Below are 26729 nucleotides of genomic sequence, written 5' to 3' on the forward strand. Positions count from 1 at the left end.
CACCCTTGAGGGCGGCCAGAGCAACTTTGGACTTGAATGATGCGCTGTATTGCTTGCGTTTCTTGCTCATGATTCTCCTCCTCGTGGAGATGATGAATCAGAGCTTAGGCACCTGTCCAAAATTTGGGGTCCACTTCACTCAGACAGTCAGAGCCCTGATACCAGCCTTCCTCCGCTTCAGTGATGAATCCATGTCTCTCTACAGCCCCTTTTCGACCGAACACAATGTCCTTCTGCATCAGTCTATGTGTGGGTAACTTCTCCGCAATCCGGTCATTAATAAACTCCAAATTCTCTTTGCGGAGATCTCCAAAACCGACATTTCGAACATTGATCACCGGATAACCATGATCAGAGTAATCACTCGCTTTAAGCTGAGTACCGAAAGGGCCGGTCTGAATTTCAGCTTCACCAGCGTTGATCAATTCACCTATTTTGACTATCGGGAAATCAATCATTTGCTCTCAACCAATGCCGCTATGTTCTTTCTGATCAAAGAGGCGAGAACCTCTGCGCTGGAATCCAATGACGTCAGCTCATCATTCATGTCTTCAATTCCAGTCAAAAACTCCTCTTCTGTTTTCCCATCCTCTTCAATCACCACCCCCACATACCGCCCCGGATTCAGGGAGTAATCCTGCTCTTTCACTTCCTCGGGTGTCGCCAATTTGCACAGCCCCGTCACATCCTCGTACTCGGCATTCGGAAAGCGCTCCTGCAGCCAGTGAATATGTTGGTAGTAGGCCTCGGCACTGCGAACTTCCTTGTGCAGCTCTTCCAGCGCCTCTTTCAGACGGCGAGCGTTGCGGTCGGAGGTGGCGCGCTTGCCGGCTTGTCTGGCTTCTTCGACTCTGGCCTTTTCGTGCTGGCGCACCACTTTGTCCAGTTGTTTCAGACCGGTGTGCAGTTGCTGGAAGAAGGGATCGAATGTCGCTCTCAATTGCTGCTGTTTGCGGTTGGCCGTTTCGATGGCCTCCGGCGTGGTCAGTTGCAGGTCAGCGGCTTGGATGTAGGCATCGCTGGCCTGCTGCAGGGCTTTCAGGCCCTGCCATTGGCTGACCAGTTCGCCCACGGCCTGTTTGCCCTGGGTGTCGTCCAGTACGTCCAGCAACTGCTGGCTGACCGGCTCCACTTTTTCACGGTTGGCCAGCAACTGCTCCATGCCTTTTCGGAAATAGCTGTCCACCAGCCGGATAAAGTCCGCCCGCTTGCCCTTGTGCAGCTTGCTGATGATGGCGATGTTCTGGACCTGTTCTTCGCTGAATTCCCGATGGGCCCGGTCGATCTGGGTGAAGATGTTGCGGGCATCGATGAACAGGATGCGGTCGTCCTGCTTGTTCTTGTCGAAGAACCAGAGGGTGGCGGGCAGGGTGACGGTGTAGAACATGTTGGACGACAGGGTGAGCATGCCGTAGATCAGGTTGTTCTCGATCAGGGTCTGGCGAATGTCCGCCTCGCTGTGCCGGGCATCGGAGGCGGAATTGGCCATCACCAATGCCGCCCGGCCGCTGTCCGGGGTGTTGTTCTTCAGGGAGGTGGCGAACAGATTGATCCACAGGTAATTGGCGTTGGGGACGGTTTCCTTGCCCTTCTCGCTGGCTTTGGCCTTGGTTTTCTCTCGGGGCAGGCCGTAGGTATTGAAACGTGGATCGTCTTCCACCGAGGCCAGGGGCACGTCGTCCACGTTGAACGGCGGATTGGCCATCACGAAATCGAACTTTCCAAATCCGTCAAAGGGATTTTCGGTGTAGCTGTTGGCCTGGCGAATCTCGCCCCGCAGGCCGTTCACCGCCAGGTTCATCTTCGCCAGCTTGACGGTATCCAGGGTCTTTTCCTGGCCGTAGACGTAGAGCTGGTCTTCGTCGTGGGCTTCGCCCAGTTCGTCCAGTTTCCTGCGGTGGCGCTCCACAAATTGCTGGGACTGGACGAACATCCCGGCCGATCCGCAGGCTGGGTCGTATACCGTGCCATGGTGGGGTTCGATGATTTCCACCATCAGTTTGACCACCGAGGTAGGCGTGAAAAACTCGCCGCCTTTCTGGCCTTCGCTCAGGGCGAATTTGCCCAAGAAGAACTCGTAGATTTTGCCGAAAATGTCGCCATTGGCATCCGCCGGGATGTTGGAGAAGTTCTTAAGCAGTTCCGCCAGCAGGGTATTGCTGGTGCGGGTAAGAGCGAAGTATTCGTCCTTGGGCAGGATGCCATCCAGCTCGGGTTTGTATTTCTCGATGGCTTCCATGGCCTGTTTGATTTTTCTGGCCAGGTCTTCCTGCTGCGGCAGGCCCAGAAGGTAGTGGTAACGGGCATGGTCCGGAAGATAGAAACCGCATTTCTGAATGGCGATGTCGGAGATGGGTTTTTCCCGCCGGGTGCCCCTGAGTTCTGCGAACTCTTTGGTGATGTCCGGCTCGGCACGCTTGTACTTGTTGTCGGCGAATTTCAGGAAGATCAGGCCGAGTACCGGCGTGGCGTATTCGCTGGACTTGAGATCGGAGTTGGCCCGAAGGTTATCGGCGGCAGACCAGAGGTCGTCTTCAAGCTGTTTGAGCTGTTCGGCATTCATGGTGGAAAAACGTCTCCTGAAACTGCCACTACACAAAATGTGGAGAGACTCTAAACAACTCTGCCATCACGGGCCATAGCAATTTGTAAATTCGCTGGTTAGTCTATCCGTTCGAGCACGCTACTATTTTTTGACCCAGCCAGAATTCATGCCTCAACTATCTCCAAACTCACATGCCATCGGCACCCTCATGTGCCAGACCACCCGGGACATTCTCTGGACGCCGGCTGAAGGCTGGGTTCAGCAGGCAAATCCGGGCGCCGGGCTGGCATTGCGGGTCGGCTCGGGCCAGGCCACCTACCACCGTTTTGATCCTCGAAAGAAACAGCACCTGATTACCTACGGAGCCCGGATGATCGCCGCCAAGTATCAACCGGCCACCGCCCAGGGCTGGCTATCAACCCGTGAGATCCGTGGCCGGGGTTATTTCGGGGGCGAGGTAACTGTGCTGAACCTGCTGGCGCATACCTGCTGCCATGAGTTTGCCCATTTGCTGCAGCACAGTGCCGGGCAACGACATTACGGCTCCGTTCACAACCGGCATTTCTATGAAGCCCTGGACGAGCTGCATCATAGCGGTGCAGCAGACGCTACCCGACGGTACCTGTCCGGGCTGGCCAGCGACTGCGGGATAGCGCTAGCCAGTGCACCCTTTGAATTTCCGAGTCCCGCTGCGGAGAACCGGCACTGGCAGGTGGGGGATTCGGTGGTGTTCGGGGATGGCCGGCGCGAGAAGCGGGGCCAGGTGGTGCGCGTTAACCGCAAGACCTGCACGGTGACCGTCAGCCAGCATGCCCGGATCCTTCGCTACCGGGTGCCGCTGTCGCTGCTTAGGCGGGCGGCCGCGGCCTGACTCAGGCGGGTTCCCGAGCCCCGGTACGGGCCAGCAGGTCCTGGATCTCCGGCAGGCAGGAGCCACAGTTGGTGCCACACTTCAGGTGCTTACCCAGTGCTTCGGGGCTGGCCATGCCCTGTTCAATGGCCTGGGAAATCTGGTGCTCCCCCACGCCAAAACAACTGCAGATAATCGGTCCTGACGCTTCGCCTTCCACTGTGCCGGCCGCCAGTAACGACCGGCGTTTTTCCGGCGCCAGTTCACCGCTACCAAAACAACTGTCCAGCCAGTCCAGATCCGGCATGGTCTGGACACAGGGCTCAACCAGCAACACGGCATCCAGTCGATCGCCACTAAGCCAGGCAGCCCGATAACGCTGTCTCGCTCGGTCTTCCATGACCAGTTCCGGTTCGCGCGAAAAACACCGTTGCCCCCAGTCCCGCCAGTTCATCTCGTGGCCACCGGCGAACCACCAGCCGTGACTGTGCGGCAGGCGCTGGCAGCTCCAGTAGGCAAGAGCGGTGTGGTCCAACGAGGCAAGGCGGGGATCACGCAGCAATAGCCTCGCCTGCCAGCGGGTCACCAGAGGCCGGATGGTCGCCACACCATGCTTGCCTTCTGGCTGACCGGAAATGGGGTCCACAACCGGACGGATCAGGCTGGACGCCAAAGCAGAGGAGGCAAACCGGCCATTCCAGTGGATGGGCACAAACACTTCACCTGTGCGCTGGCCGGTGCTGCCCCGGACCCGGCCAACATAGCCTGCATTACCCGGCCCACGCAGCACTGCCAGGGCACCTTCAATCAAACCAAAGCCGGCAATGTCCGCCGGGTGCAACTCGATGAACGGCTCGCTGCGATGGGCAAACAGCCTGGGTGCCAGGGCCGTTCGGGTCATGGTATGCCATTGGTCACGGATTCGGCCGGTATTCACCACCAGCGGGTACCGGTGTCCAGGCAGCTGCCCAGGCGGCAAACTGGACACGGGCACCAATCGTGCCCGGCCATCCGGCGTGGGAAATTGCCCGTTCCCAAACAGCCGACGGGTTTGCAACCAGGCCCCGGGGTTACCCTCCGTGACCGGCCACTGCACCGGCGCCAGCTCGTCGTACTCCTGATTGCTGAGTTGAGACAAGGCGGAGATATTGAACACACGCTCGCCTCCGTTACCATAACCGGACAACACCGCATGTTCGCGAAAGATATCGGCAGGGCATGTGTAATCGAAAGCATGAGCATGGCCCAGCGAACAGGCAACGTCCCGAATAATCTGCCAGTCCGGCCGGACCTGCTCTGGCAGGGGCAGAAACCGGCGTTGGCGTGAAATGCGCCGTTCGGAATTGGTTACCGTTCCATCTTTCTCGCCCCAACCGGCAGCCGGCAAGAGAATATCGGCAAACTGCGTGGTATCGGTCTGGGCCACACAATCCGAGACAATCAGAGTCTGGCAACGGGACAATGCCTGGTGAATACGTTCACTGCCCGGCAGGCTGACTGCGGGGTTGGTGCCCATCACCCAGAGTACCCGGATCTCTCCCCGATGGACTGCCTCGAACAGGTCCACCGCTTTATGGCCGGGACCACCGGCCATCTGCTCGCTGTGCCAGAAATCCGAAACCCTGAGCAAAGCGCCCGGGGTGTCATAATCCATATGGGCTGCCAGAGTATTGGCCAGCCCGCCAACTTCACGGCCACCCATGGCATTGGGTTGTCCCGTCAGCGAAAACGGGCTCGCTCCCGGTCGGCCCACCCGGCCAGTAGCCAGATGGCAGTTAATGATGGCGTTGGCCTTATCCGTACCAGCAACCGACTGATTAATGCCTTGGGAAAACGCGGTCACTGTCCGTCCGGTGTCTGCAAACCATCGATAGAAACACTCCACCTCTTCTACTGCCAGATCGCAGCCCCTGGCTACCGCTTGCACGGAAGGCGCACAGGATCGGGCGATCGCCAGGGTTTCCTCGAAGCCGTTACAATGCTCTGCAAGGTAGTCCTCCGCCAGGGCCCCGTGATCGTGCAGCCAGACCAACAGGCCATTGAACAACAGGGTGTCGGTTCCGGGGCGAAGCTGAAGGTGCAGATCAGCGAGATCCGCTGTCGCTGTCTTTCTGGGATCGATGACCACCACTCTCCGTCCCTGACGGCGCGCTGCACTCATTCGCTGGTACAGTACCGGGTGGGCCCAGGCGGCGTTGCTGCCCGCGAGCACCAGCAGGTCCGCCAGCTCAAGATCCTCGTAGCAACCGGGAACACAGTCCTCGCCAAAAGCACGCTTATGTGCCGCAACAGCCGAGGACATGCACAGTCTGGAATTGGTATCCACATGCGGTGTGCCGATAAACCCCTTTGCCAGCTTGTTGGCAATGTAATAATCCTCCGTGAGTAGCTGCCCGGAGAGATAGAAGGCCACGGACTCCGCGCCATGCTCCCGCACAGAGTCGGAAATGGCCCCCGCTACCCGGTCAATGGCTTCCTCCCATGTCACCTCATAGCCTGCAACCTTTGGCACCAGCAACCGGTTGGCATCCTCCAGCGTTTCGTGTAAGGCAGAACCTTTGACGCAAAGCCGTCCGCCATTGGCCGGGTGCTGATGATCGCCTTCGACATGGCCAGGGGCTGCCAGAACACCGCAGCCAACACCACAGTATGGGCAGGTGGTGGCAATAGAGTCCGCTGGCGTGTCGTGGTGTTTCATGGTGTTCCTCGCTCTTGAACCAAAAAAGCCCACCACCCGGTTTCCGTTTCCAGAGCCGGGGGGAGGGCTTCGTTGCCTGTGTTGTCTGCCATAAAAGAAAGCAATTAGGGGGCCAGCGCACGATTTGATGTCTCCAAGGGCCTTGAATGGCGCATGGTGCGCGTTTTGAAGCGACGTGCACCGTTAAACGACCTCCTTGAAAAGCCTATCGATGGGCGTTCACCTTGGTGCAAAGGGCTTTTTTTTGCACCAAAACCACCCCGCCACACAACGTGATCCCCCAACCGGAACAACACGAGCGCCCGCAACTTACTGAAATATATAAACAGTCCTAAATGGCACGGCTTGTGCTGAGTGGTTAGTGAACCATCACGACATCACAGCTCCCATTTACAGGCATCGGCGCCTGCTCTCCGGCAACGGAGGCAGGCGCTTTTTTTTGCGCGTCTGAAATGAGAGAACCGAGAGGCATCACGATGAAGACAGTGAACCATTATGTTCGACCTTTACTGACCGCCACCCTGATCGGCCTGAGTTCCCTGGCCCAGGCCGATATTGGCCCGGCGGAGAAACCCGATCTCAAGCTTGGCTTTATCAAACTCACGGATATGGCGCCCCTGGCGGTTGCCTGGGAACAGGGCTACTTCATGGACGAAGGGTTATTCGTAGAACTCGAAGCCCAGGCGAACTGGAAGGTGCTGCTGGACCGGGTCATCACCGGTGAACTGGATGGTGCCCACATGCTGGCCGGCCAACCCCTGGGCGCATCCATAGGCTATGGCACCCAGGCCGATATCATCACCGCCTTCAGTATGGATCTCAACGGCAACGGTATTACCGTGTCCAACGACGTCTGGGAAGCGATGAAACCAAACCTGGAAATGGAAGGTGATCATCCGGAACACCCGATTTCAGCCAGCGCGCTGAAGCCAGTGGTTGAGCAGACCCGCGCCAACGGCAAGCGCTTCCGCATGGGCATGGTGTTTCCGGTGTCCACCCACAATTACGAACTGCGTTACTGGCTGGCCGCCGGTGGCCTGAATCCCGGCTTCTACGCGCCCCAGCGCGGCGATACCAGCGGCACCATCCAGGCCGACGTGCACCTCTCCGTGACACCGCCGCCCCAGATGCCCGCCACCATGGAAGCAGGCACCATACAGGGCTACTGCGTGGGCGAGCCCTGGAATCAGCAGGCGGTTTTCAAGGGCATCGGTGTGCCTGTGATTACCGACTACGAAATCTGGCCCAACAACCCGGAAAAAGTGTTCGGGGTGACCGAATCCTGGGCCGAGCAGAACCCCAATACCCATCTCCGGTTACTGCGGGCTCTGATCCGCGCAGCTTACTGGCTGGACGAAAACCAGAACGCCAACCGGGAGGCCGCCGTGGACATCCTTGCCCGCCCCAGCTACGTGGGGGCCGACAGGGAAGTCATTGCCAACTCCATGACCGGTACCTTCGAGTATGAAAAAGGCGATGTCCGGGAAGTGCCGGATTTCAACGTCTTCTTCCGCTATCACGCCACCTATCCGTATCCGTCTGATGCGATCTGGTACCTGAGCCAGATGCGTCGCTGGGGCCAGATTCCCGAAGCACAATCCGACGACTGGTATATGAAGACCGCAGCCCGGGTGTATCGGGGCGATCTTTACGCCGAAGCGGCCCAGTCACTGATCGAGGACGGCCTGATGACCGCCAGTGATTTCCCGGACTTTGCCCAGGAGAATTTTGAACGCCCCATGCAGGGTGAGCTGATTGACGGCGTCCCTTTCACTCCGCGCGAACCCAATGCCTACATCAACCGTTTCAGTATCGGCCTGAAAGGGTCGGAGACACCGTAAGGGAGGGCCTGACATGACGACGTTAAGCGCAAGAATCAGTCAGTCCATGGCCAGTGGCAGCCGCCAGCTACTTTCCGGTCTGCAACCGGGGGAATGGCTCAGCCAGGGCAAGCAGCTGCTGTTACCACTGGTTGGTATTCTGGTCTTCCTGGGCTTCTGGCATCTGGCCGCGCCACAGGTGGAAACCTCCCTGGGGGCCTTTCCCGGCCCGGTGCAGGTGTGGGAACAATCCGGGCAACTGTGGCAGGAGCATATCAGCCAGCGGGAGCGGGCCGATAAGTTCATCGCCATGCAGGAGGAGCGTAATGCCCGCATTCTGGCTGACAACCCGGAGGCAGACGTCCGTATCCGGGCTTACCCCGGCGCACCCACCTTTCTCGACCAGGTGGTCACCAGCCTGCTGACGGTGCTGGCCGGTTTCGCCCTGGCGTCGCTGATTGCAGTACCTCTGGGCATTGTGTTTGGCCTCAACCGGTATTTCCAGGCGGCGGTGAACCCATTGATACAGATCTTCAAACCGGTCTCTCCGCTGGCCTGGCTGCCGCTGGTGACCATGGTGGTATCGGCCACCTATGTCAGTGACGATCCAATGTTCGAGAAGTCGTTCCTGACCTCGATGATTACGGTCACTCTGTGCAGTCTCTGGCCAACACTGATCAACACCAGCGTTGGAGTGGCAGCGGTAAACCCCGACCTGCTGAACGTCTCCCGGGTACTTCGGCTGTCGTTCTGGACCCACGTTCGCAAGGTGGTGTTGCCTTCGTCGGTGCCGATGATCTTTACCGGCTTGAGGGTGTCGTTGGGCATTGCCTGGATGGTGCTGATCGCCGCTGAGATGCTGGCGCAGAGCCCGGGGCTGGGTAAGTTCGTCTGGGATGAGTTCCAGAATGGCAGTAGCCAGTCTTTGAGTCGGATTATGGTGGCGGTGCTGGCCATCGGGTTTATCGGGTTCTTGCTGGATCGGGTCATGCTGTTGATTCAGCGGAAGGTGGCCTGGAATGAGTGATCCCGTTCTGGAGCATGCCGCACCGGGTGGGTTACGCCTCCCGAAACACGCGGCGAGTACATCCATGTACGCTCCGCAAAAACATCCATGTTTTTGAGGGTTTCGGGAGGCGTAACCCACCCGGCGCTCCGCTTGCTTTTGAGGTGAATTCCATGAGTAAACCACATTTAGAACTAACCGGTGTTGAAATGGCGTTTGATACGCCGAAAGGGCCTTTCATTGCCCTGGACAATGTGAACCTGAAGATCCAGAAAGGGGAGTTTGTTTCGCTGATCGGCCATTCCGGCTGCGGAAAATCGACGGTGCTGAACATTGTTGCCGGGTTACTGCAGGCCTCCAGGGGTGGCTGTGTGCTGGATGGGCATGAGGTAAATTCCCCCGGTCCCGAGCGGGCAGTGGTGTTTCAGAATCATGCCCTGATGCCCTGGTTAACGGTGTATGAAAACGTGGAGCTGGCGGTCCGGCAGGTGTTTCGCAAGTCGATGACCCGGCAGGAGCGCAAGGACTGGATCACCCATAACCTGGAACTGGTGAATATGGCCCACGCCGCCAACAAGCGGCCTGGCGAGATTTCCGGGGGGATGGCGCAACGGGTGGGCATCGCCCGGGCATTGGCCATGAAACCCAGTGTGTTGCTGATGGATGAGCCGTTCGGGGCGCTGGATGCCCTGACACGGGCCCATTTGCAGGATTCGCTGATGGAAATACAGCAGGAGCTGAACAATACCGTGATCATGATTACCCACGATGTGGACGAGGCGGTGCTGTTGTCCGACCGCATTATCATGATGACCAACGGCCCTGCCGCCACGGTGGGGGAGGATCTGCACATTGATCTGCCAAGGCCTCGCAATCGTGTGGCCCTGGCGGATGATGTCAAATATGTGCATTACCGGCAGGAGGTGTTGTCGTTCCTGTACGAGAAGCAGCGCAAGCTGGAGTCACTGAACAGTCGCCGCGGCAGCAATGCAAAACCCGAGGCGCCGGCAGCAAAACATTCAGCTTCGGCCTGACTTTATGCCGGGGCGGGGCGCCCCGTCCCGGCCTGGTTCAAGTATCAGCTTAAGACCCCTGCCATGGATACCAGTGCCCGGGCGACTTCGGGCAGTCGCTTGCCCTGATCCATGGCCAGTTTTCGCAGCAGGCGGTGGGCTTCGTCATTGCTGATGTTGCGGTGTTCCATCAACAGCAGGACGGCCTTTTCCTGGGTACGACGATCTTCCAGAGCTTCTTTGGCGCTCTGCAATTCTTCGGACATCTGACGCAGGCGGCGAGTCTGTTCCTGGACCAGGTCAAAGATGGATCGGCCTGATTGCTGCCCGACACCTTCCCCGACCCACGCGTCGGCAGCTCCGGCCTCTACACCGTTATCGCAAACCACCAGCACGGGCGTTGTGGAGGCATGGCGTTGTTCCAGCGAGGCCAGCAGGGTCTCCTGATGAGCCAGGGAGTGGCGCGCTTCGGTATAGCGCTCCACGCAGCGATGGTGGAAAGCGCTCTCAACGGAATCCTCAATCTTCTTCAGATCGTCCATGCGCTCTGTCATCAGATTGAACCAGCGGTCGGCCATGTCTTTATCCAGAGACTTATAGGGCCCGACCGAAACGGCCATCTGTCGCATCCGCTCAATTTCCAGTTCCCGCGGGTGAGCGCGCAGGGCTTGCCAGAGCGACAGGCTCTCCTCACTGGCGAAGCCGACAAACACCTCAAAACACCGCTCCTGCGCTTCAACCAGGTGCATCATGCGCCGTGACAGTGCGTTATCGAAGTGTCCGCTGGAGAACCCCGCGGAACCTGCGGCCCGCTCCTGACCACAATATTCCTTTCCGTTCATGACATGCACCATGGCCACAAGCAGTCCCGCAATCGAAGGTTCTGCCACGGTTTCTGCCGCTTCGAAAACGACCGTAATCAGTTGATGAATAGTGTCGCAGAACCACTCCGTGGCCTCCGAAACACTGGCCTCCTGGTCATTCACCCGCTGCCGCAGCCCGGGCAGTTGGTCGAGGCTGTGCAGGGCGCTGGCGATGTGCCCGAGCAGTGGGCTGCTGACCGGATGGGTGGTGAGATCCTCCTGAATGTCTGCCAACGCCCGCCGGAAGGTAGCGGCCAACTGGTCGTTTTCCTTGACCATGGCGGTACGTTCCCGGGCAAAGCGTTGGCAACCGGACCCCAGATAAAGATTGGTGGCGCCTCGCTCCCGTTGCAGGCCATGGACCAGATTGCCCACGCTCTGCACCAACCGCCCCATCTGCAGAAAGTACTCCAGATTACGGATCTCACACTGGCGGGAGGCCATCAGAAATTCCGCAGCAGTCGCTGTCGCGGTCATACGGGGATGGCGTTTGGTGTTCATGGTGCAGCTCCTGGTGTCGGTACACAGTTGGTTCCTTTCTACCCGGACTGCAGCAATTTACAGGCCAGTCATTCCGGCCCAATCATCGTGCGTTTCGCCCCATCCCGGGGCACCCTTTTGATGCCCACGAGCCGGACTCTTTCAACGGACTCACCTAAGCCATTGAATAATAAAGCCTGAAAAAGTTGGCACGGAGATCGCAAACACTTAGACAAGGACGACTGTCCCGGCCATGGAATCAGGCCGGACCATCAGATCATTGTTGTTGGCATTGGTGCCGGACCATCTGTTCTCTTCGGAGAGCATGATGCTCCGGCTTTTTTCGTTGCTGGAGGCACTCAGTTCCATGGAACACACACAGGATAACCCACTGGTGATCTGCGGCCATGGCATGGTCGCGCAGCGGCTGCTGGAGCAACTGGTAGCCCAGGGGCATCCGTTCAGCCGCATTGTGGTGTTTAACGGTGAGCCCTTCGCTGCCTACAACCGGATCCAGTTGTCGTCATTACTGGCCGATCAGATTCAGGAAACCGATCTGGAACTGAAACCCTGGCAGTGGTTCCACAAGCACCGAATAGAGGTGCACCAGCATGAGCCTGTCACCCATATCATTCCGGACCAGCGCGAGGTAACAACCGCCTGTGGTCGCACCCAGTCCTATCACACGCTGGTGCTGGCCACCGGAGCACAGCCCTCCCGCCTTGGCCTCCCCGGTGAAGACCTTGACGGCGTGATGAACTTCCGGGACCTGGCCGACACCCGCACGCTGATCCGGCAGGCAAAGTCACACCGTCGGGCCGTGGTCATCGGCGGAGGCTTTCTCGGTCTGGAGGCGGCCGAAGGGCTCAGGACCCGGGGCATGGACGTTACGGTGCTGCACCGCAGCGGTCATCTGCTCAACCGACAGCTGAACCCGATCGCTGGCGATATCCTGAAGCAGAAGTTACAGCAGCGGGGGCTGAGTATCCGAACCGGCACCTCGCCGGTCTCCCTGCTCGGTCGGAATCAGGTCCGCGCCGTGGAACTGAGTGACGGCACGGTACTGGCCACGGACCTGGTGGTTATTGCTACCGGTATTGAACCCAACAAGGGATTGGCAGCTGACGCCGGCCTCAACTGTGACCGGGGTATTCGAGTTACTCCGAACCTGATGACGTCCAACCCGCATATCTACGCACTGGGTGAGTGCTGTCAGTTTCAGGAGCACACCTTTGGCTTGGTCGAACCCGGTTACGAGCAGGCCCGAATCCTGGCACAGCTTCTTTGCCAGGTGCCGGGAGCCAGGGCATTTGAGCCTGGAGAAGTGGCCACCCGACTGAAAATCAGCGATCTGCCCATTTTTTCCTGTGGCCGGGTAGTCCCCGGCGAGCATACCGAAATTGTTGAATGGCAGGACCGAACCCACGCGGTCTACGGCCAACTGCTGCTGGATGGCAACCGGCTGGCCGGCGCCATCCTGCTGGGAGATACCGCCAACGGGCCCTGGTACAGCGAACTGATTCGCTCCGGAGCCGATGTCTCCCGCTACAGGGACACCATCGCTTTCGGCAAAACCTATTGCGACGCAGCAGCCTGATAGGCTGCCAAGAGAGAGGACAGCATGATGAGTAAACAGACCCTGATCGTGATCGGCAACGGTATGGTTGGCCATCACTTCCTGGAACAGTTTAGCCAGTCCCCGGAGGCCGAGACCTACCGGGTGATCGTGTTCGGTGAAGAGAAGCAGCTGGCCTACGACCGGGTGCATCTGTCGGAGTACTTCACCGGTTCCACTCACGCGGACCTCGCCATGGGTACAGCAGACTGGTACGCGGAACAGGGCATCGATCTTCGCCTGAATGAGCCGGTCACCGCCATCGACCGGAACACCCGCGTGCTGACGACACCGAAAGGCAAGTACACCTACGATCAACTGGTGCTGGCCACCGGCTCCTACCCGTTCGTACCGCCCATTAAGGGCAACGATCAGGATGGCTGCTTTGTGTACCGAACCCTGGACGATCTGGATGCCATTCAGGCCAGTGCCCAGTCGGCGAAAACCGGTGTCGTGGTGGGCGGCGGTCTGCTGGGGCTGGAAGCGGCAAACGCCCTGAAAAGCCTGGGCCTGCAGGCCCATGTAGTGGAATTCGCCCCGCGCCTGATGCCTGTGCAGCTGGACGATCAGGGCGGCGCCCTGTTGCGCCAGAAAATTGAAGATCTGGGCGTACAGGTACACACCGAGAAAGCCACCACGGCCATTGTGCCGGGCAGCGACGCCCGGCTGAGGATGAACTTCGCCGACGACAGCCATCTGGAAACCGATCTGATTGTGTTCTCCGCCGGCATCCGTCCTCAGGATACCCTGGCCCGGGCCTGCGGCCTGGAGGTGGGCGAACGCGGCGGGATTGTGGTCAACAATCAATGCACCACCTCAGACCCGAACATTCACGCCATCGGTGAATGCGCGCTCTGGAACAATCGCATCTTCGGACTGGTGGCTCCGGGTTACACCATGGCGCGCACCCTGGCGGCCGCTTTGAACAAAGACACCGGTGCGGCCTTTACCGGTGCCGATATGAGCACCAAGCTCAAGCTGCTGGGGGTGGATGTGGGCTCCATCGGCGATGCCCACGGCCAGACCCCGGGTGCACGCAATATCCGTTTTCACGATGAGCAGGCCGGCCACTACCGGCGCATGGTGGTGAGCCAGGACGGTAAGACTCTGCTGGGCGCCATTCTGGTAGGCGACAACGGCCCTTACGATACCCTGCTGCAGTACGCCCTCAATGGCATTGAGCTGCCAGCCAACCCGGAGGCGCTGATTCTGCCGGAAAGCGAAGGAGGCGCGCCTGCCCTGGGGGCCGACGCCCTGCCGGACAGCGCCTCCATCTGTTCCTGCCACAACGTCACCAAGGGCGATATATGTGGCGCCATTGACGCCGGCTGCACCGATCTGGGCGGCGTCAAGGCTGAAACCAGGGCCAGTACCGGTTGCGGCGGCTGTGCGGCTTTACTGAAGAAGGTGGTGGACAGCGAGCTGGAAAAGCGCGGCGTGGAGGTGTGTACCGACCTTTGCGAACACTTCCCCTACACCCGACAGGAACTGTTCCATCTGGTGAAGGTGAACGGTATCCGCACCTTCCGGGGTCTGCTCAAACAATACGGCAAGGGCCAGGGCTGTGACATCTGCAAGCCAACGGTGGGCTCCATTCTGGCCACCTGCTGGAACGAGCATATTCTGGCCACCGACCACGTGCCGCTACAGGACACCAACGACACTTTCATGGCCAACATGCAGAAGAACGGCACTTACTCCATCGTGCCACGCATTCCGGGCGGCGAGATTACCCCTGAAAAGCTGATTGTGCTGGGCGAAGTGGCCAGGGAGTACGATCTGTACACCAAGATCACCGGCGGGCAACGGGTGGATCTGTTCGGCGCCACCCTGAGCGAACTGCCGGAGATCTGGGAGAAGCTGATCGCCGCCGGTTTTGAAACCGGCCACGCCTATGGCAAGTCCCTGCGTACGGTGAAGTCCTGCGTGGGCAGCACCTGGTGCCGCTATGGCGTGCAGGACAGCGTGGGCATGGCCATTACCCTGGAAAATCGCTACAAGGGCCTGCGGGCGCCGCACAAGGTGAAGATGGCGGTGTCCGGCTGCACCCGTGAATGCGCGGAGGCCCAGAGCAAGGATTTCGGGGTAATTGCCACGGAGAAGGGCTGGAACCTGTATGTGTGTGGCAATGGCGGGATGCGGCCGCGGCATGCGGATCTGTTTGCCACCGATCTGTCGGATGAGGAGCTGATCCGCACCATCGACCGGGTGGTGATGTTCTATGTGCGCACGGCGGACCGGCTGCAGCGGACGTCGGTCTGGATGGAGAATCTGGAAGGTGGGCTGGAGTATCTGAAGCAGGTGGTGCTGGAGGACAGCCTCGGCATTGGCGAGGAGCTGGAGCAGCATATGGCGGATCTGGTGGAGACCTATCAGTGCGAGTGGAAGACCGCCGTGGAGGATCCTCAGAAGCGTAAGCGGTTCCGGGAGTTTGTGAATGCGCCGGAACAGAAGGATCCGGTGCAGCGTTGGACTTCGGAGCGGGGGCAGCGTAGGCCGGAACTGGAGGCGGTTTCTTCGTAGCCTTCTGGTTTTGGGGCGGAGCACGGGGGCCGGGGTAATTTTCTTCTGGAAAAAATAACTCGCTTTGCTCAGACATCTTTTTTCCTGCCAGAAAATTACCCCGGCCCCCGCGCTCACAGACTTGAGTGAGATAGGCAAGTTAAAGACATTGGGATTGAGGAGAACGTTTTATGAAAGCTCGGACTTGTTGGGAAGCGGTTTGTACGGTAGACGATCTGGTGGCTGACTCCGGCATTGCGGTTTGGACGGAGGACGGGCCGGTGGCGGTGTTTTATCTGCCGCACCGCCTGCCGGCGTTGTTTGCCATCAGCCATACCGATCCGTTCAGTGGCTCGAACGTGCTGGCCCGAGGCATTACCGGGGATATCAACGGCGAGCCGGTGGTGGCGTCGCCGTTGTACAAGCAGCATTTCAGCCTGCGCAGCGGGCAATGTCTGGAAGACGAGAACATGCAGGTGAAGGTCTATCCGGTGTTGCTGGACGGCAACCGGATCCGGCTGGAAGTGCCGGTGGCTCAGGCGGCGTCGGTGGCCGCCTGAGATCTGAGAGACGCTTACGTCAGCTGATGAATTCGACGTTTTCTTCCAGCGGCGCCCTTGGGCTGGTGAGCTGGTTCACCGGGCTGTCGGGGTTGGCGTAGCCGATGGCCATGCCGGCGAAGACTTTTCGGTGTTCGGGCAAGCCCAGGAATTCGCTGATGGTTTTCGGGTACACCGACCAGGATTCCTGGGCGCAGCTGTCCAGGCCTTCGGCGCGCAGCAACAGCATGATGGTTTGCAGGATCATGCCCAGATCGGACCACTGGGGCGGGCCCATGTTGTCGTCGACGGTGCAGAACAGGCCGACCGGAGCGCCGAAGAATTCGAAGTTGCGTTTGAACCATTCGAAGCGGGCGGCTTTGTCTTCCCTGGGGATGTCGAGCCGGCGGTACATGAGTTCGCCGATTTCGAACCGGCGGTCGCGGTAGGGCGATTGCAGTTTTGGTGGGTAGATTTCGTATTCCGGCACTTCGTTGAAACCTTTGCTGACCTTCTCCTGCATCAAGGCTTTGAGTCGGGCCAGAGCATCGCCGGTGACGACGTGCAGATGCCAGGGTTGCAGGTTGCCTCCGGATGGCGACCGGGTCGCCGTTTCGATTACCGTTCGAAGCGTGGCTTCAGGCACCGGGGTATCCAGAAAGTCCCGCACCGAGCGGCGTGACACAACAGCCTGCTGAACATCCATAGGCAAGACTCCACATCATCCAGAACATTGGGTTGGGAACACAATCCTGCATCCAGTATGCGCACAACAGCCGCGCTTGACCACCTCCCGGGCGCCGTATAGTCTGCGGCGAACCCCATAGGGAGAGCCTCAGGTTATGGAAGATCACAGTCAGTTTCGCCTGCTATCCGAGCGACGGTTCCTGCCATTCTTTGTCACCCAGTTTGCCGGTGCCTTCAACGACAACCTGTTCAAGAATGCCTTGTTGCTGCTGGTGACCTACAGCGCCGGGGGCCTGTTTGGCCTGTCGTCGGATGTGGTGGTCAATCTCGCCGCGATGCTGTTTATCCTGCCGTTTTTCCTGTTCTCCGCCATCGCCGGCCAGGTGGCGGACCGGTACGAGAAATCCACGGTTATCCGCTGGATCAAATTCGCCGAGGTGGTGATCATGGGCATTGCCGCGGTCGGTCTCTGGTTTGGCTGGTACGAGGTGTTGTTCCTTCTGCTGTTTCTCACCGGCGTACAATCCGCGTTTTTCGGGCCGGTGAAGTACGCGATCCTGCCCCAGGCCCTGAAAGAATCCGAGCTGGTGGGTGGTAACGCGCTGGTAGAGATGGGCACGTTTGTGGCCATCCTGGTGGGTACCCTGATGGCCGGCGTGATGATGAAAGCTGCGGCTCCCGGCCCCGTGATTGCCATCGCCGTTGCGGTGCTCGCGGTGATTGGCCTGGTGGCTGCCTGGCGGATTCCCAGGGCCGAGGCGGCAGCGCCGGATCTGCGTATTGGTTTCCGGCCGCTGCAGGAAACCTGGAAACTGATGGCCATTGCCCGGGACAATCACAATGTATTCCTGAGCATCATGGCGATATCCTGGTTCTGGTTTCTGGGTGCCGCCTATCTGACCCAGTTTCCGAACTTCGCCAAGACTCACCTGATGGGTGACGAAACGGTCGTCACCTTACTGCTGGCGATTTTCACCATCGGCATCGCCGCCGGCTCCATTGCCTGCGAGCGGCTGTCCGGCCACAAGATTGAACTGGGGATCGTACCCATCGGCTCCATTGGCCTGAGTTTCTTCGGCATCGATCTGTTCTTCAATATGCCGAAGCAGCCAATTCCCTCAGACTGGTGGCTGATCATAACCGATCCCCATTATCGCCAGGTGGCCATTGACCTGTTGGCCATTGGTATCTTTGGCGGCCTGTTTATCGTGCCGCTGTATGCTTATGTCCAGCAGGAAACACAACCGGCCACCCGGGCCCGCGTGATCGCCGCCCTGAATATTTTCAACGCCCTGTTTATGGTGGTCAGCGCGCTGCTGGGCATGCTCATGCTCGGCCTGTTCGGACTCACCATTCCCGAGTTCTTCCTGGTGCTGTCGATCATGAACCTGATGGTGGCGGCCTACGTGTACCAGCAGGTACCGGACTTTGCCCTGCGCTTTGTCATCTGGGTCCTGTCCCACACGATTTATCGGGTCACGCACCACAACCTGGACCGTATACCCGAGCAGGGCCCCGTGCTGCTGGTGTGCAACCACGTCTCCTACATGGATGCCCTGGTGATCGCCGGCGCGGTGCGGCGACCCGTCCGATTCGTGATGGATCACAACATTTTCGCGACACCGGTCATGGGCGGTTTCTTCCGCCTGGCCAAGGCTATCCCCATTGGTCCGAAATCGAAGGTGCCGGAGATTTACGAAGCCGCTTTCGACCGCATTGATGAAGAACTCGCAGCCGGCCATGTGGTGTGTATTTTCCCGGAAGGCAAACTCACCAAAGACGGCGAAGTCGATACCTTCAAGCCCGGTGTCGACATGATTCTGGCCCGGCGACCGGTACCGGTGGTGCCAATGGCACTGCGCGGCCTCTGGGGCAGCTTTTTCAGCCATTGTGGCGGGCCGGCCTTCAGCCATTGGCCACGGCGGTTCTGGTCCCGGATTCACCTGCTGGCTGGTCTCCCGGTCTCGCCCCACGAGGCCAGTGCCGAGCGTCTGGAACAAAAGGTCAAAGCGCTGCGTGGAGACGCGCAATAGCCTTTTCGCCGGGCTTTTTGGTGGTGCTGTTACCAAAGCCAATTTTTACCCGCTCGGAGTGGGGTAGTATCGGGGCATAAACCAAGAACAAGGATTGCCCCGTGACGCCCCTGAATCCCACTGACCAGCTCTTTCTCTGGCTGGAAAAACGCCAGCAGCCCATGCATGTGGGCGGCCTCCAGCTGTTTTCCTTCCCCGAAGGCGCGCCGGACGACTATGTCGCGCAGCTGGCAGACCAGCTTCGGCAGAAGACGGAGGTGACCGCCCCCTTTAACCAGCGCCTGAGCTATCGCCTGGGCCAGCCGGTATGGGTGGAGGATGAGCACCTGGACCTTGAGCATCATTTCCGCTTCGAGGCGCTGCCCACACCCGGGCGTATTCGGGAGCTGCTGTCGTTCGTATCGGCGGAGCATTCGCACCTGATGGACCGGGAGCGCCCCATGTGGGAGGTGCACCTGATCGAGGGCCTGAAAGACCGGCAGTTTGCGCTCTACACCAAGGTTCACCATTCCCTGGTGGACGGTGTCTCGGCCATGCGCATGGCCACCCGGATGCTGAGTGAAAACCCGGACGAACACGGCATGCCGCCAATCTGGGATCTGCCTTGCCTGTCACGGGATAGGGGTGAGTCGGACGGACACTCCCTCTGGCGCAGTGTCACCCATTTGCTGGGGCTTTCGGGCCGCCAGCTCGGCACCATTCCCACTGTGGCAAAGGAGCTACTGAAAACCATCAATCAGGCCCGGAAGGATCCGGCCTACGACTCCATTTTCCATGCCCCGCGCTGCATGCTGAACCAGAAAATCACCGGTTCCCGTCGTTTCGCCGCTCAGTCCTGGTGCCTGAAACGGATTCGCGCCGTATGCGAGGCCTACGGCACCACGGTCAACGATGTCGTAACTGCCATGTGCGCAGCGGCTCTGCGTACCTATCTGATGAATCAGGATGCCTTGCCGGAGAAACCACTGGTGGCCTTTGTGCCGGTGTCACTACGCCGGGACGACAGCTCCGGGGGCAACCAGGTAGGCGTCATCCTGGCGAGCCTTCACACCGATGTGCAGGAGGCCGGCGAACGACTGTTAAAAATCCACCATGGCATGGAAGAGGCCAAGCAGCGCTACCGGCATATGAGCCCGGAGGAAATCGTCAACTACACGGCCCTGACCCTGGCGCCGGCCGCCTTCCACCTGCTGACCGGGCTGGCGCCCAAGTGGCAGACCTTCAATGTGGTGATTTCCAATGTCCCCGGGCCATCCAGGCCCCTGTACTGGAACGGGGCGAAACTGGAAGGCATGTATCCGGTGTCTATCGATATGGACAGACTGGCCCTGAACATGACACTGACCAGCTATAACGACCAGGTAGAGTTCGGCCTGATTGGCTGTCGCCGGACCCTGCCCAGCCTGCAACGGATGCTGGACTACCTGGAACAGGGTCTGGCAGAGCTGGAGCGCAACGCCGGTCTGTAATCAGGCCAGCTGATCGGCCCGGTTACGCTCGGAAATCTGGCTGTTCAGGGTCCAGAAATCGTACAGCACACCGATGAAAAACAGGCCGCCGGTGAGCAGGTACAGGATGCCGGTGAGCCATTTGCCCATGTACATCCGGTGCACCCCGAAAACCCCCAGGAAGGTCAGCAGTATCCAGCCGATGTTGTAGCTGATCTGGCCATCCTGGAACCGGTAATCAGCTTCCTTGTCCATAGCCGGAATCAGGAACAAATCAATAATCCAGCCGATAAACAGCAGCCCCAGAGTAAAGAACCAGATGGTGCCGGTCACCGGCTTGCCGTAATAGAAACGGTGCGAACCCAGGAATCCGAATATCCAGAGCAGGTAGCCGATCAGCTTGCTGTGGGTGTCGGGTCTTTCGATCATTGCGGCGTTCTTCCTGTTCACAGTTGGATTTGGTGTGTCACCACAGGCGGGACACTAGATTATTATGGGGGCGAACGCCGGAATCACAAACGGCACTCAAGGCCCCAGATCCGGTGCCGGGTCCGGCCCGTCCTCGCGAAACTCACTGGCGGATTTACCCGTCCACTTGCGGAAAGCACGGCTGAAATTGGACAGATCGGCATAGCCCAGTTCATAGGCAATCTCGCTGACTGACTGATTGGTGTAGCGCAGCAACTGGATGGCCCGATCTTTCAGCACGGCCTCGACAATCTCCCGATAACTGGTGTCCCGGTCCGCCAACCGCCGCTTCAGGGTGCGGGAAGACACGCAGAAGCGCTCGGCCATGGCCTCCAGGGAGGGCAAGGGGCCTGGGGTCATCCGCAGCATATTGCGAATCGCCAGCACGATGTCGCCCTGCTCCTTGAGCGCCTTCTGCAACTCGAATTCACACTGGTCCCGGGCCATCCGGGAGGCTTCAGCATCCGCCAGGCGCATGCGCACGTCCAGCAGCTTGCGGGGGAAAATCAGCATTTCCTCGGGCTGGCCAAACTCGAAACGGACCGGCAACTGAGCCGCAAACCGCTGGTAATAGGCTGGCTCCGGGCCCCGGAGATGTACTGACACGCCCGGTAATTTACCCTCTTCCAGGGCAAAACCCCGGGCCTCGGCATCACTCCGGTCGAGCAATTGTTCGGTGAGCAGAATCAGCGTGGCGCTGACCGTCTCGGCCAGGAACTCGGAGATAGGGGGCAACGCAAACTCGGCGCACAGCTGCACCAGGACTTTGTCGCCGGCGATGGACTGCTTCATGCTCAGAAAGGGCGCCCGCAGCTGGAGGTAACGACGGACAGAGTCCAACGCACCCTCAAAGGTCGGGCTGGTAAGCGCGGCGAAGCCCAGGGTGCCATGGATGGTCAGCCGCAACTCTCTCGCCAGTATAAAACTCAGGCCATCTTTGCCCGCCACCTCGAGCGCGCGCTGCGCCATCAGAGTGGCGTCAGTGACGAAAACCCGACTGTCGTTGGCTTTCAGGTCTTCATGTGTGAAATCCAGGCCCTGATAAAGCTGACGGTCGTTGTAACCCAGTTGACGCACGGTTTCAGCCAGTACCCGCAGGTACACCCCGGGCACCAGGAACAACCCCAACATTTGCCGCTCGTTGTCTGCACCGGTACCTGCCATAGTGTGTCCCTGATTGATATTTATCGTGTTTCTGACTCTATCAGAACCGGATTGCCGCCACAGTGGGGCCCGCTGCCCCGACTCCGCTGTCGCCCGGGCCAATCCCCTGTCCCATTGTGGACGATGCCCGTCCCCTTTGCGCATTCAGTATCCGGATTGACTCCGCCACACTGGCTTCATGACATCAGCCAAAGCGTTCCGTCGCAAAGGAGTAGAACCATGCTGACCACCACACAAACGAACAAACCGGGCAAGGCCTCCCATACCCCGGACAATGTCTCCATCAAACCCCAGCGCATGGGTTTCGAGTTTGGCGAACAGGTCCCCAGATACTGGGTGGATAACAACTATCTGATCAGTCATACCATGAACGCCCTGTCTGTTTTGTTTCCCGAGGGTGAGCAGTTTTTTGTGGACTCGGTCCGGGCGTTTCGAGACCAGATCCAGGACAAGAAGCTGAAAGAGGACGTGCGCGGTTTCATCGGCCAGGAAGCCATGCACTCGCTCGAGCACATCGCCATGAACCAGCATGTCCGCGACCAGGGCATGCCGGTAGAAGAGATGGAGCGGGATCTGAAAGTGATTCTGGACGTGGCACGGAAGCTGCCCAAACGCCACCAGCTGGCCATTACCTGCGCCCTGGAGCACATCACAGCCATGATGGCCGACATGCTGCTGGAGCGTGACGATATACGCGAAGACATGCACGAATCCATGCGCCCGCTGTGGGTGTGGCACGCCATTGAGGAAACCGAGCATAAGGCCGTTGCTTATGACGTTTTCCTCCAGGCTGGCGGTACCTACACCGAGCGGGCGTTTTACCAGGTCTTCAGTACCGTAGCCCTGGGTATTGTCGGCACCTGGTATACCGGCCGCATGGCCCTGAAGGACCGCAGCCATTTCTCCGTTAAGGACGCCGCCAAAGGTATGTGGCGCATGTGGGGCAAAAACGGCGCCTTCTCCAGTCTGATCCCGACCTGGCTGGAGTACTTCAAGCCCGGCTTCCATCCCTGGGACAAGGACAACAGTGAGCTGATCGGTCGTTTCAAGGAACAGATCCAGGACTACATCGCGCCCCAGTACAAGAACGGCAATCGGCGCACGCTGCAGTAATCGTGCACCCGCTCTATGACATCAGGCCGAGTTCCCGGGCGCGAGCAACCGCTTGCATCCGGTTCTCGGCCTGAAGCTTGCCGTAAATATTGCTCAAATGTGACTTTACCGTCGCCACTGAGATGCCGAGCTGTTTGCTGATGGCCTTGTTACTGAGTCCCTCTGCCAGCAGATCCAACACCCCCTGTTCCCGATCACTTAACGGTTCATCAGGACCAGCGACTTCCGGGGTGCGGGCGCAGGTTTCGGCTTCCGGCTCCATCCGGGCCTGCCGGAGAGCCAGTATCCGGCTGGCTTCCACTTCCGACCAGCCGCGGGTAATACAGGCGTCGAGCAGACTATCCAGCCGGGGATCCGCATCCACAAAGGGGCGCACCAGACCACGGGGCACCCAGAGCGCCAACAGTGCATCGAGCTTTTTCACCGCTCCCTCAGGATCCTGATCCCCGAAGGCCTGAACCATCAGACTGACCAGATCAAGACGACACACCAGCTGAAGCAACCCCGCCTCTTCCGCCTCAGTTCGCAGGGCTGCCAGTTCCCGGGCCACCGGCGACGCCGCCAGCAACTGACCGATCAGTTTCAACAAGGTTTCGTTCAGGGTACAAAAGCGATTACCTACAACCGGTTCCGGATCGCTCTGGGCCCATAGAATCAAAGGGAAGGCGTTACCCTCCGTCAATCGCGCCAACGCCTCCAGTACCTCCGGGCGCGGAATGTTATGGTGCCAGCGCAACTGGCCCATAACCTGGTGCAACTGCTCAATCCGGCTGAGTTCCTGCTGCCAGAGTTCGGAGTCTCGCAAAACCATGCCCAGGCGAAACCGCTCAAACGCCAGGTAAAGCTGATCCAGCGGCGTCAGATGCTGGTCGGCAATCAGACCGGCCTCGCCCAGCCGTTTTGCGGCGTATGCAAGATCATGATGCTCCAGCGCCAACAAGCCCTCCAGATAGGCCAGAAGGCAAACCTGCTCCTTACTCACGGGCCCGTTGACAAGCTTCAACCGGGTCTGTTCATAGCAGCGGCGGGCATCGCCAATGCGACCGCCCTGCACCAGAACCGGAACCAGCATGACCAGACAGCGCAGGGCACAGGGGTTATCGCCACTCTTCAGGGCCCCTGCCAGCGCATCGGTCAACAAGGTGCGCGCCGGCCCCAATCGTGCCTCCATAAAGGCTTCAGTACCGAGGGTATACAGCCCCCAGTGTTGCAGGCCGGCTGGAGCGCTGGCCAACCGGGCCTGTATCTGAGTCAGGGACTGCTCGGCCTCTGCACGGTGGCCGGCAAACCGTGCCGAGGGCCAGCCCAACAACATGGAGACAAACTGCAGAGCCTCGGTGTCCGGTGACGGGTCTGTCGACTGCAGAAGCCGGTCGGCCGCGGCCAGATGCTCAAGCACTGCTCCGTACTGACCATCCATGAAGGCAAACAGCGCCTGCAGCAGAAGCAGCGCGGGAGAACACATCCGGACACTGTCCGGGAAGCGCGAAGGCAGTGACCGGTAGCCGCTCAGGTCCTCCGCCTGCAACAGCAACGGTACCAGGGCTTCCGCCTGGTCATAGCAGCCCTCGGCCAGAAAAAGCTCAAGGGCCTCCACAATCAGGCCCCGCTGGCGGAATGCCTCGGCCGCCCTGATTCGTATGGAGCTTTCCCCTTCAGGCTCCCGATCCTGCGCCTGAAGCCAGTCGATCAGCAGATCATGCAGGCGATACCAGTAGTGACCCTCTCCGTAACTCTGGAACAGCAGATTGCGTTCGCGCATGACTGCGATCCAGTCCGCTGCATCGCTACCATTCCGGGCTTCATCAGCAACCTCATGTGAGAAAAGAGGGAGCAGGCTCATATCCTGGAGAAATTGCTGTAGCCCGGGCTCAAGACCAGCGAACACTTCCTCCAGCAGATAGTCACTCAGGGCTCTCTGACCAGGCCCGGGTACATGGCTTAACGGGTTTTCCGACAACGCCGAGAGCTGCAACGCCGCTGGCCAGCCGCCGGTGCGCTGATGCAACTGCAACATCTGTTCTTCGGAGAGATCAGTCCGGCGGGCCTGGACGAATTTTCGAGTCAACGCCAGATCAAAACGGAGCACCTCCGGCCCCAGCCGGACCATCTGTTGCCGGGCCAGCAACTGCGCGGTGCGAATGGGTGGGTCGAGCCTCGAGATACAGACAATGCGCAAAAACCCCGGAGCAAAGTCGATAAAGCGCCGGATCTGCTCCAGTAGTACTTGCTGGTCAAGCAGGTGAAAATCATCCAGCACCAGAACCAGGCGGCTGGGTGCCTGCCAGGTTCGGGAATAATCCGCCAGGCGGTTGATCAGCATGGTCACCGGGTCAACAGCGGCACCCGGTTCCAGCGCGGCCAACAAGGTACTCTCGCGAATGGCAAAGCGTGGGTTCACCCGCGCCAGTGCGCTGGCCACGGCATTCCAGAACAGGGCCGGCGCGTTGTCCCTTTGGTCCAGCGTCAACCAGGCATGCACCGGTTTTTCCTGTTCCAGCCACTGACTGACCAATGTGGTTTTACCAAAACCGGCCGGTGCCGACACCAGCACAAACGGCACCTGTTCAATACAATCAAGCGCCTGCAACCGTGAGGGCTCAAGCAACAAGCCTGAAGGCAGCCCGGGGCGGGTTAATTTGGTTTCGGCAACCATGGAGCTCACTACCGTTGGCAAATGAGCTTCAGCATAGTCAGTGCCGGTGTCATCAACCAGCCCCGGCACTCCAAACTGGGAGGCCTGTTCAGAAATCCGGGTCATGGCAGTGCGAGCAGACCCGTGCCCTTCATCAGCGTGGCAACCAGTCGGGTACTGCCCAGTTCCCGGGCACAGACAAACCAGGGAGTTTCCCGGCCACGGTAGCGTGATTTGTGGTACGCCAGAGGTTGGAAGGCGTAAAGGCGATTCCCATAGCGATACAGGATATTCTGAAGGCGGCGCAGGCCCGGCCGGTCACCCGGGCAGTGGCGGACGCCGTGCAGGGGCGCAATGCCCAGCGACAGCTCAGGCACGCCTTCCTCACGAAACTGACTGGCCGCCTGCAGAATAATGTGGTCGAGTACGCCGAGCCGGTTCATTTCCGGCGACGCCCGCAGAATATTGGCGCAATAGCCCGCCAGTTCATGGTGACGGTACCAAGGATCAAAGAACACGTATCCGGCCAGCTCGCCCTCCACATAGGCGTAGAACTTGCGCACTCCCCATTCATCTGCAAACACCGGTGGCCGCGTGAGCAAACCCAATTCCCGTTCCTTGACCGCCTTGCCCAGGCGCCAGCGCTCCGAGATACCCGCCACCTTGTGCCAGTTCACCTCATCTCCACATTGCTCCCGCACCTCGATTCGACACCGCCTGTCCAGATTGCGGGCATGGCGCAGCTGCTTCATCGCCTTGCCACGAAGCGAGAACCTCGTCAGATCAACCGAGAACTCCGTACCCATCACCGTGGCATCGTAACCAAGCTCGCCCAACGGCCCCAGGAGCGACTGATCGACGCCGACATACAGTGAGGGGCCGGGCACACTCTGCTCGAACGCCTGCAGTAGCCGGCCCATACTCTGTGCTCCCGCCAGGGGGCTTGTGGGCACCACGTTTACCCGCTGCCCCAACACCTTTACCGGAACATACGGTACCAGCCCGAGACCGGGACTGAGAAAGTGCCGGCAATCCGGCTGCAAGGCAAAATAGCTGCTGGACTGGCTCCCGTGCAGACGGATCAGGTGCTCGGCGGTGCGTTCATGGCAACGCCCGGGATCCGGCACACTCGAGTTGATATTCCGGTCATCGGCAGCCGGGGCCACCGCCGCAGACAGATGAGAGGCAGGCATGGGTCATTCCCTTTGTTGTTCTGATACCGCTTTCCTGTGTTCAGAACAAAATGCTAA

At 59.5% G+C, this 26729-nt stretch carries 19 protein-coding genes; 10 read left to right on the forward strand and 9 right to left on the reverse strand.

The window, feature by feature from the left end:
* Positions 1–104 precede the first annotated feature (104 nt).
* Together JIF53_RS05460 and JIF53_RS05465 are read right to left on the reverse strand one after the other, a co-directional pair.
* Entirely contained in the window at positions 105–458 is a 354-nt protein-coding gene (locus JIF53_RS05460) for a hypothetical protein (RefSeq protein ID WP_199452015.1), read from the reverse strand.
* Positions 455–2563 (reverse strand): N-6 DNA methylase, encoded by a 2109-nt coding sequence (locus tag JIF53_RS05465; RefSeq protein WP_199452016.1) that lies wholly within the window; start codon positions 2561–2563, stop codon positions 455–457. The genes JIF53_RS05460 and JIF53_RS05465 overlap by 4 nt, the downstream gene beginning before the upstream one ends.
* A 190-nt stretch (positions 2564–2753) precedes the next feature.
* Between JIF53_RS05465 and JIF53_RS05470 the strand changes: the two genes are divergently transcribed.
* Positions 2754–3416, forward strand: a complete 663-nt coding sequence (locus JIF53_RS05470) for a hypothetical protein (RefSeq protein WP_199452017.1) — start codon at positions 2754–2756, stop codon at positions 3414–3416.
* A gap of 1 nt (position 3417) precedes the next feature.
* Here JIF53_RS05470 and JIF53_RS05475 read toward each other — a convergent pair whose 3' ends face one another.
* The gene (locus JIF53_RS05475; protein WP_199452018.1) at positions 3418–6093 is read right to left on the reverse strand and encodes a nitrate reductase; all 2676 of its coding nucleotides are present in this window, start codon (positions 6091–6093) and stop codon (positions 3418–3420) included.
* A 476-nt stretch (positions 6094–6569) separates the two neighbouring features.
* On the opposite strand from JIF53_RS05475, the gene JIF53_RS05480 reads away from it, so the two are divergent.
* From JIF53_RS05480 to JIF53_RS05490, 3 genes are all read left to right on the forward strand, one after another.
* On the forward strand, positions 6570–7934 hold the full coding sequence (locus JIF53_RS05480) for a CmpA/NrtA family ABC transporter substrate-binding protein (RefSeq protein WP_228285478.1): 1365 nt from the start codon (positions 6570–6572) through the stop codon (positions 7932–7934).
* A gap of 13 nt (positions 7935–7947) precedes the next feature.
* Positions 7948–8940, forward strand: a complete 993-nt coding sequence (locus JIF53_RS05485; protein WP_036149976.1) for an ABC transporter permease — start codon at positions 7948–7950, stop codon at positions 8938–8940.
* A 152-nt stretch (positions 8941–9092) separates the two neighbouring features.
* Complete coding sequence (locus JIF53_RS05490; RefSeq protein WP_199452020.1) at positions 9093–9953, forward strand: ABC transporter ATP-binding protein; 861 nt, start codon at positions 9093–9095, stop codon at positions 9951–9953.
* Positions 9954–9997: 44 nt separating this feature from the next.
* Here JIF53_RS05490 and JIF53_RS05495 read toward each other — a convergent pair whose 3' ends face one another.
* Positions 9998–11296, reverse strand: coding sequence for a nitrate regulatory protein (locus JIF53_RS05495; protein WP_199452021.1), 1299 nt, complete (start codon positions 11294–11296; stop codon positions 9998–10000).
* Positions 11297–11528: 232 nt separating this feature from the next.
* On the opposite strand from JIF53_RS05495, the gene JIF53_RS05500 reads away from it, so the two are divergent.
* The 3 genes from JIF53_RS05500 to nirD all read left to right on the forward strand — a co-directional run bounded on the left by JIF53_RS05500 (position 11529) and on the right by nirD (position 15952).
* Entirely contained in the window at positions 11529–12872 is a 1344-nt protein-coding gene (locus JIF53_RS05500) for an NAD(P)/FAD-dependent oxidoreductase (RefSeq protein WP_228285479.1), read from the forward strand.
* 27 nt (positions 12873–12899) lie between these two features.
* Positions 12900–15413 carry a nitrite reductase large subunit NirB gene (nirB, locus tag JIF53_RS05505; RefSeq protein ID WP_199452086.1) on the forward strand — a complete coding sequence of 838 codons (2514 nt, stop codon included), beginning with the start codon at positions 12900–12902 and terminating at the stop codon, positions 15411–15413.
* A gap of 170 nt (positions 15414–15583) precedes the next feature.
* Positions 15584–15952: a nitrite reductase small subunit NirD gene (nirD, locus tag JIF53_RS05510; protein WP_199452022.1), complete on the forward strand. Its 369-nt coding sequence runs from the start codon at positions 15584–15586 to the stop codon at positions 15950–15952.
* A gap of 19 nt (positions 15953–15971) precedes the next feature.
* Here nirD and JIF53_RS05515 read toward each other — a convergent pair whose 3' ends face one another.
* Positions 15972–16637 (reverse strand): nitroreductase, encoded by a 666-nt coding sequence (locus JIF53_RS05515; RefSeq protein WP_199452023.1) that lies wholly within the window; start codon positions 16635–16637, stop codon positions 15972–15974.
* A gap of 136 nt (positions 16638–16773) precedes the next feature.
* Here JIF53_RS05515 and JIF53_RS05520 point away from each other — a divergent pair, with 136 nt between their 5' ends.
* Together JIF53_RS05520 and JIF53_RS05525 are read left to right on the forward strand one after the other, a co-directional pair.
* Complete coding sequence (locus tag JIF53_RS05520; protein ID WP_199452024.1) at positions 16774–18651, forward strand: MFS transporter; 1878 nt, start codon at positions 16774–16776, stop codon at positions 18649–18651.
* A gap of 101 nt (positions 18652–18752) precedes the next feature.
* Complete coding sequence (locus tag JIF53_RS05525) at positions 18753–20120, forward strand: WS/DGAT/MGAT family O-acyltransferase (protein WP_022993442.1); 1368 nt, start codon at positions 18753–18755, stop codon at positions 20118–20120.
* Here the strand turns inward: JIF53_RS05525 and JIF53_RS05530 are convergent, their stop codons facing one another.
* The gene (locus JIF53_RS05530; protein ID WP_022993443.1) at positions 20121–20528 is read right to left on the reverse strand and encodes an NINE protein; all 408 of its coding nucleotides are present in this window, start codon (positions 20526–20528) and stop codon (positions 20121–20123) included.
* A gap of 96 nt (positions 20529–20624) precedes the next feature.
* On the reverse strand, positions 20625–21731 hold the full coding sequence (locus JIF53_RS05535) for a helix-turn-helix transcriptional regulator (RefSeq protein WP_114434370.1): 1107 nt from the start codon (positions 21729–21731) through the stop codon (positions 20625–20627).
* Between the two features lie 219 nt (positions 21732–21950).
* Here JIF53_RS05535 and JIF53_RS05540 point away from each other — a divergent pair, with 219 nt between their 5' ends.
* The gene (locus JIF53_RS05540; protein WP_011783744.1) at positions 21951–22844 is read left to right on the forward strand and encodes a metal-dependent hydrolase; all 894 of its coding nucleotides are present in this window, start codon (positions 21951–21953) and stop codon (positions 22842–22844) included.
* A 13-nt stretch (positions 22845–22857) separates the two neighbouring features.
* Here JIF53_RS05540 and JIF53_RS05545 read toward each other — a convergent pair whose 3' ends face one another.
* The gene (locus tag JIF53_RS05545; protein ID WP_199452025.1) at positions 22858–25605 is read right to left on the reverse strand and encodes a LuxR C-terminal-related transcriptional regulator; all 2748 of its coding nucleotides are present in this window, start codon (positions 25603–25605) and stop codon (positions 22858–22860) included.
* Positions 25602–26672, reverse strand: a complete 1071-nt coding sequence (locus JIF53_RS05550; protein ID WP_199452026.1) for a DUF2156 domain-containing protein — start codon at positions 26670–26672, stop codon at positions 25602–25604. Before JIF53_RS05550 ends, JIF53_RS05545 begins: the two co-directional genes overlap by 4 nt.
* Positions 26673–26729 lie beyond the last annotated feature (57 nt).

Source organism: Marinobacter sp. bablab_jr008 (assembly GCF_016464145.1).
GTDB classification, from domain to species: domain Bacteria; phylum Pseudomonadota; class Gammaproteobacteria; order Pseudomonadales; family Oleiphilaceae; genus Marinobacter; species Marinobacter nauticus.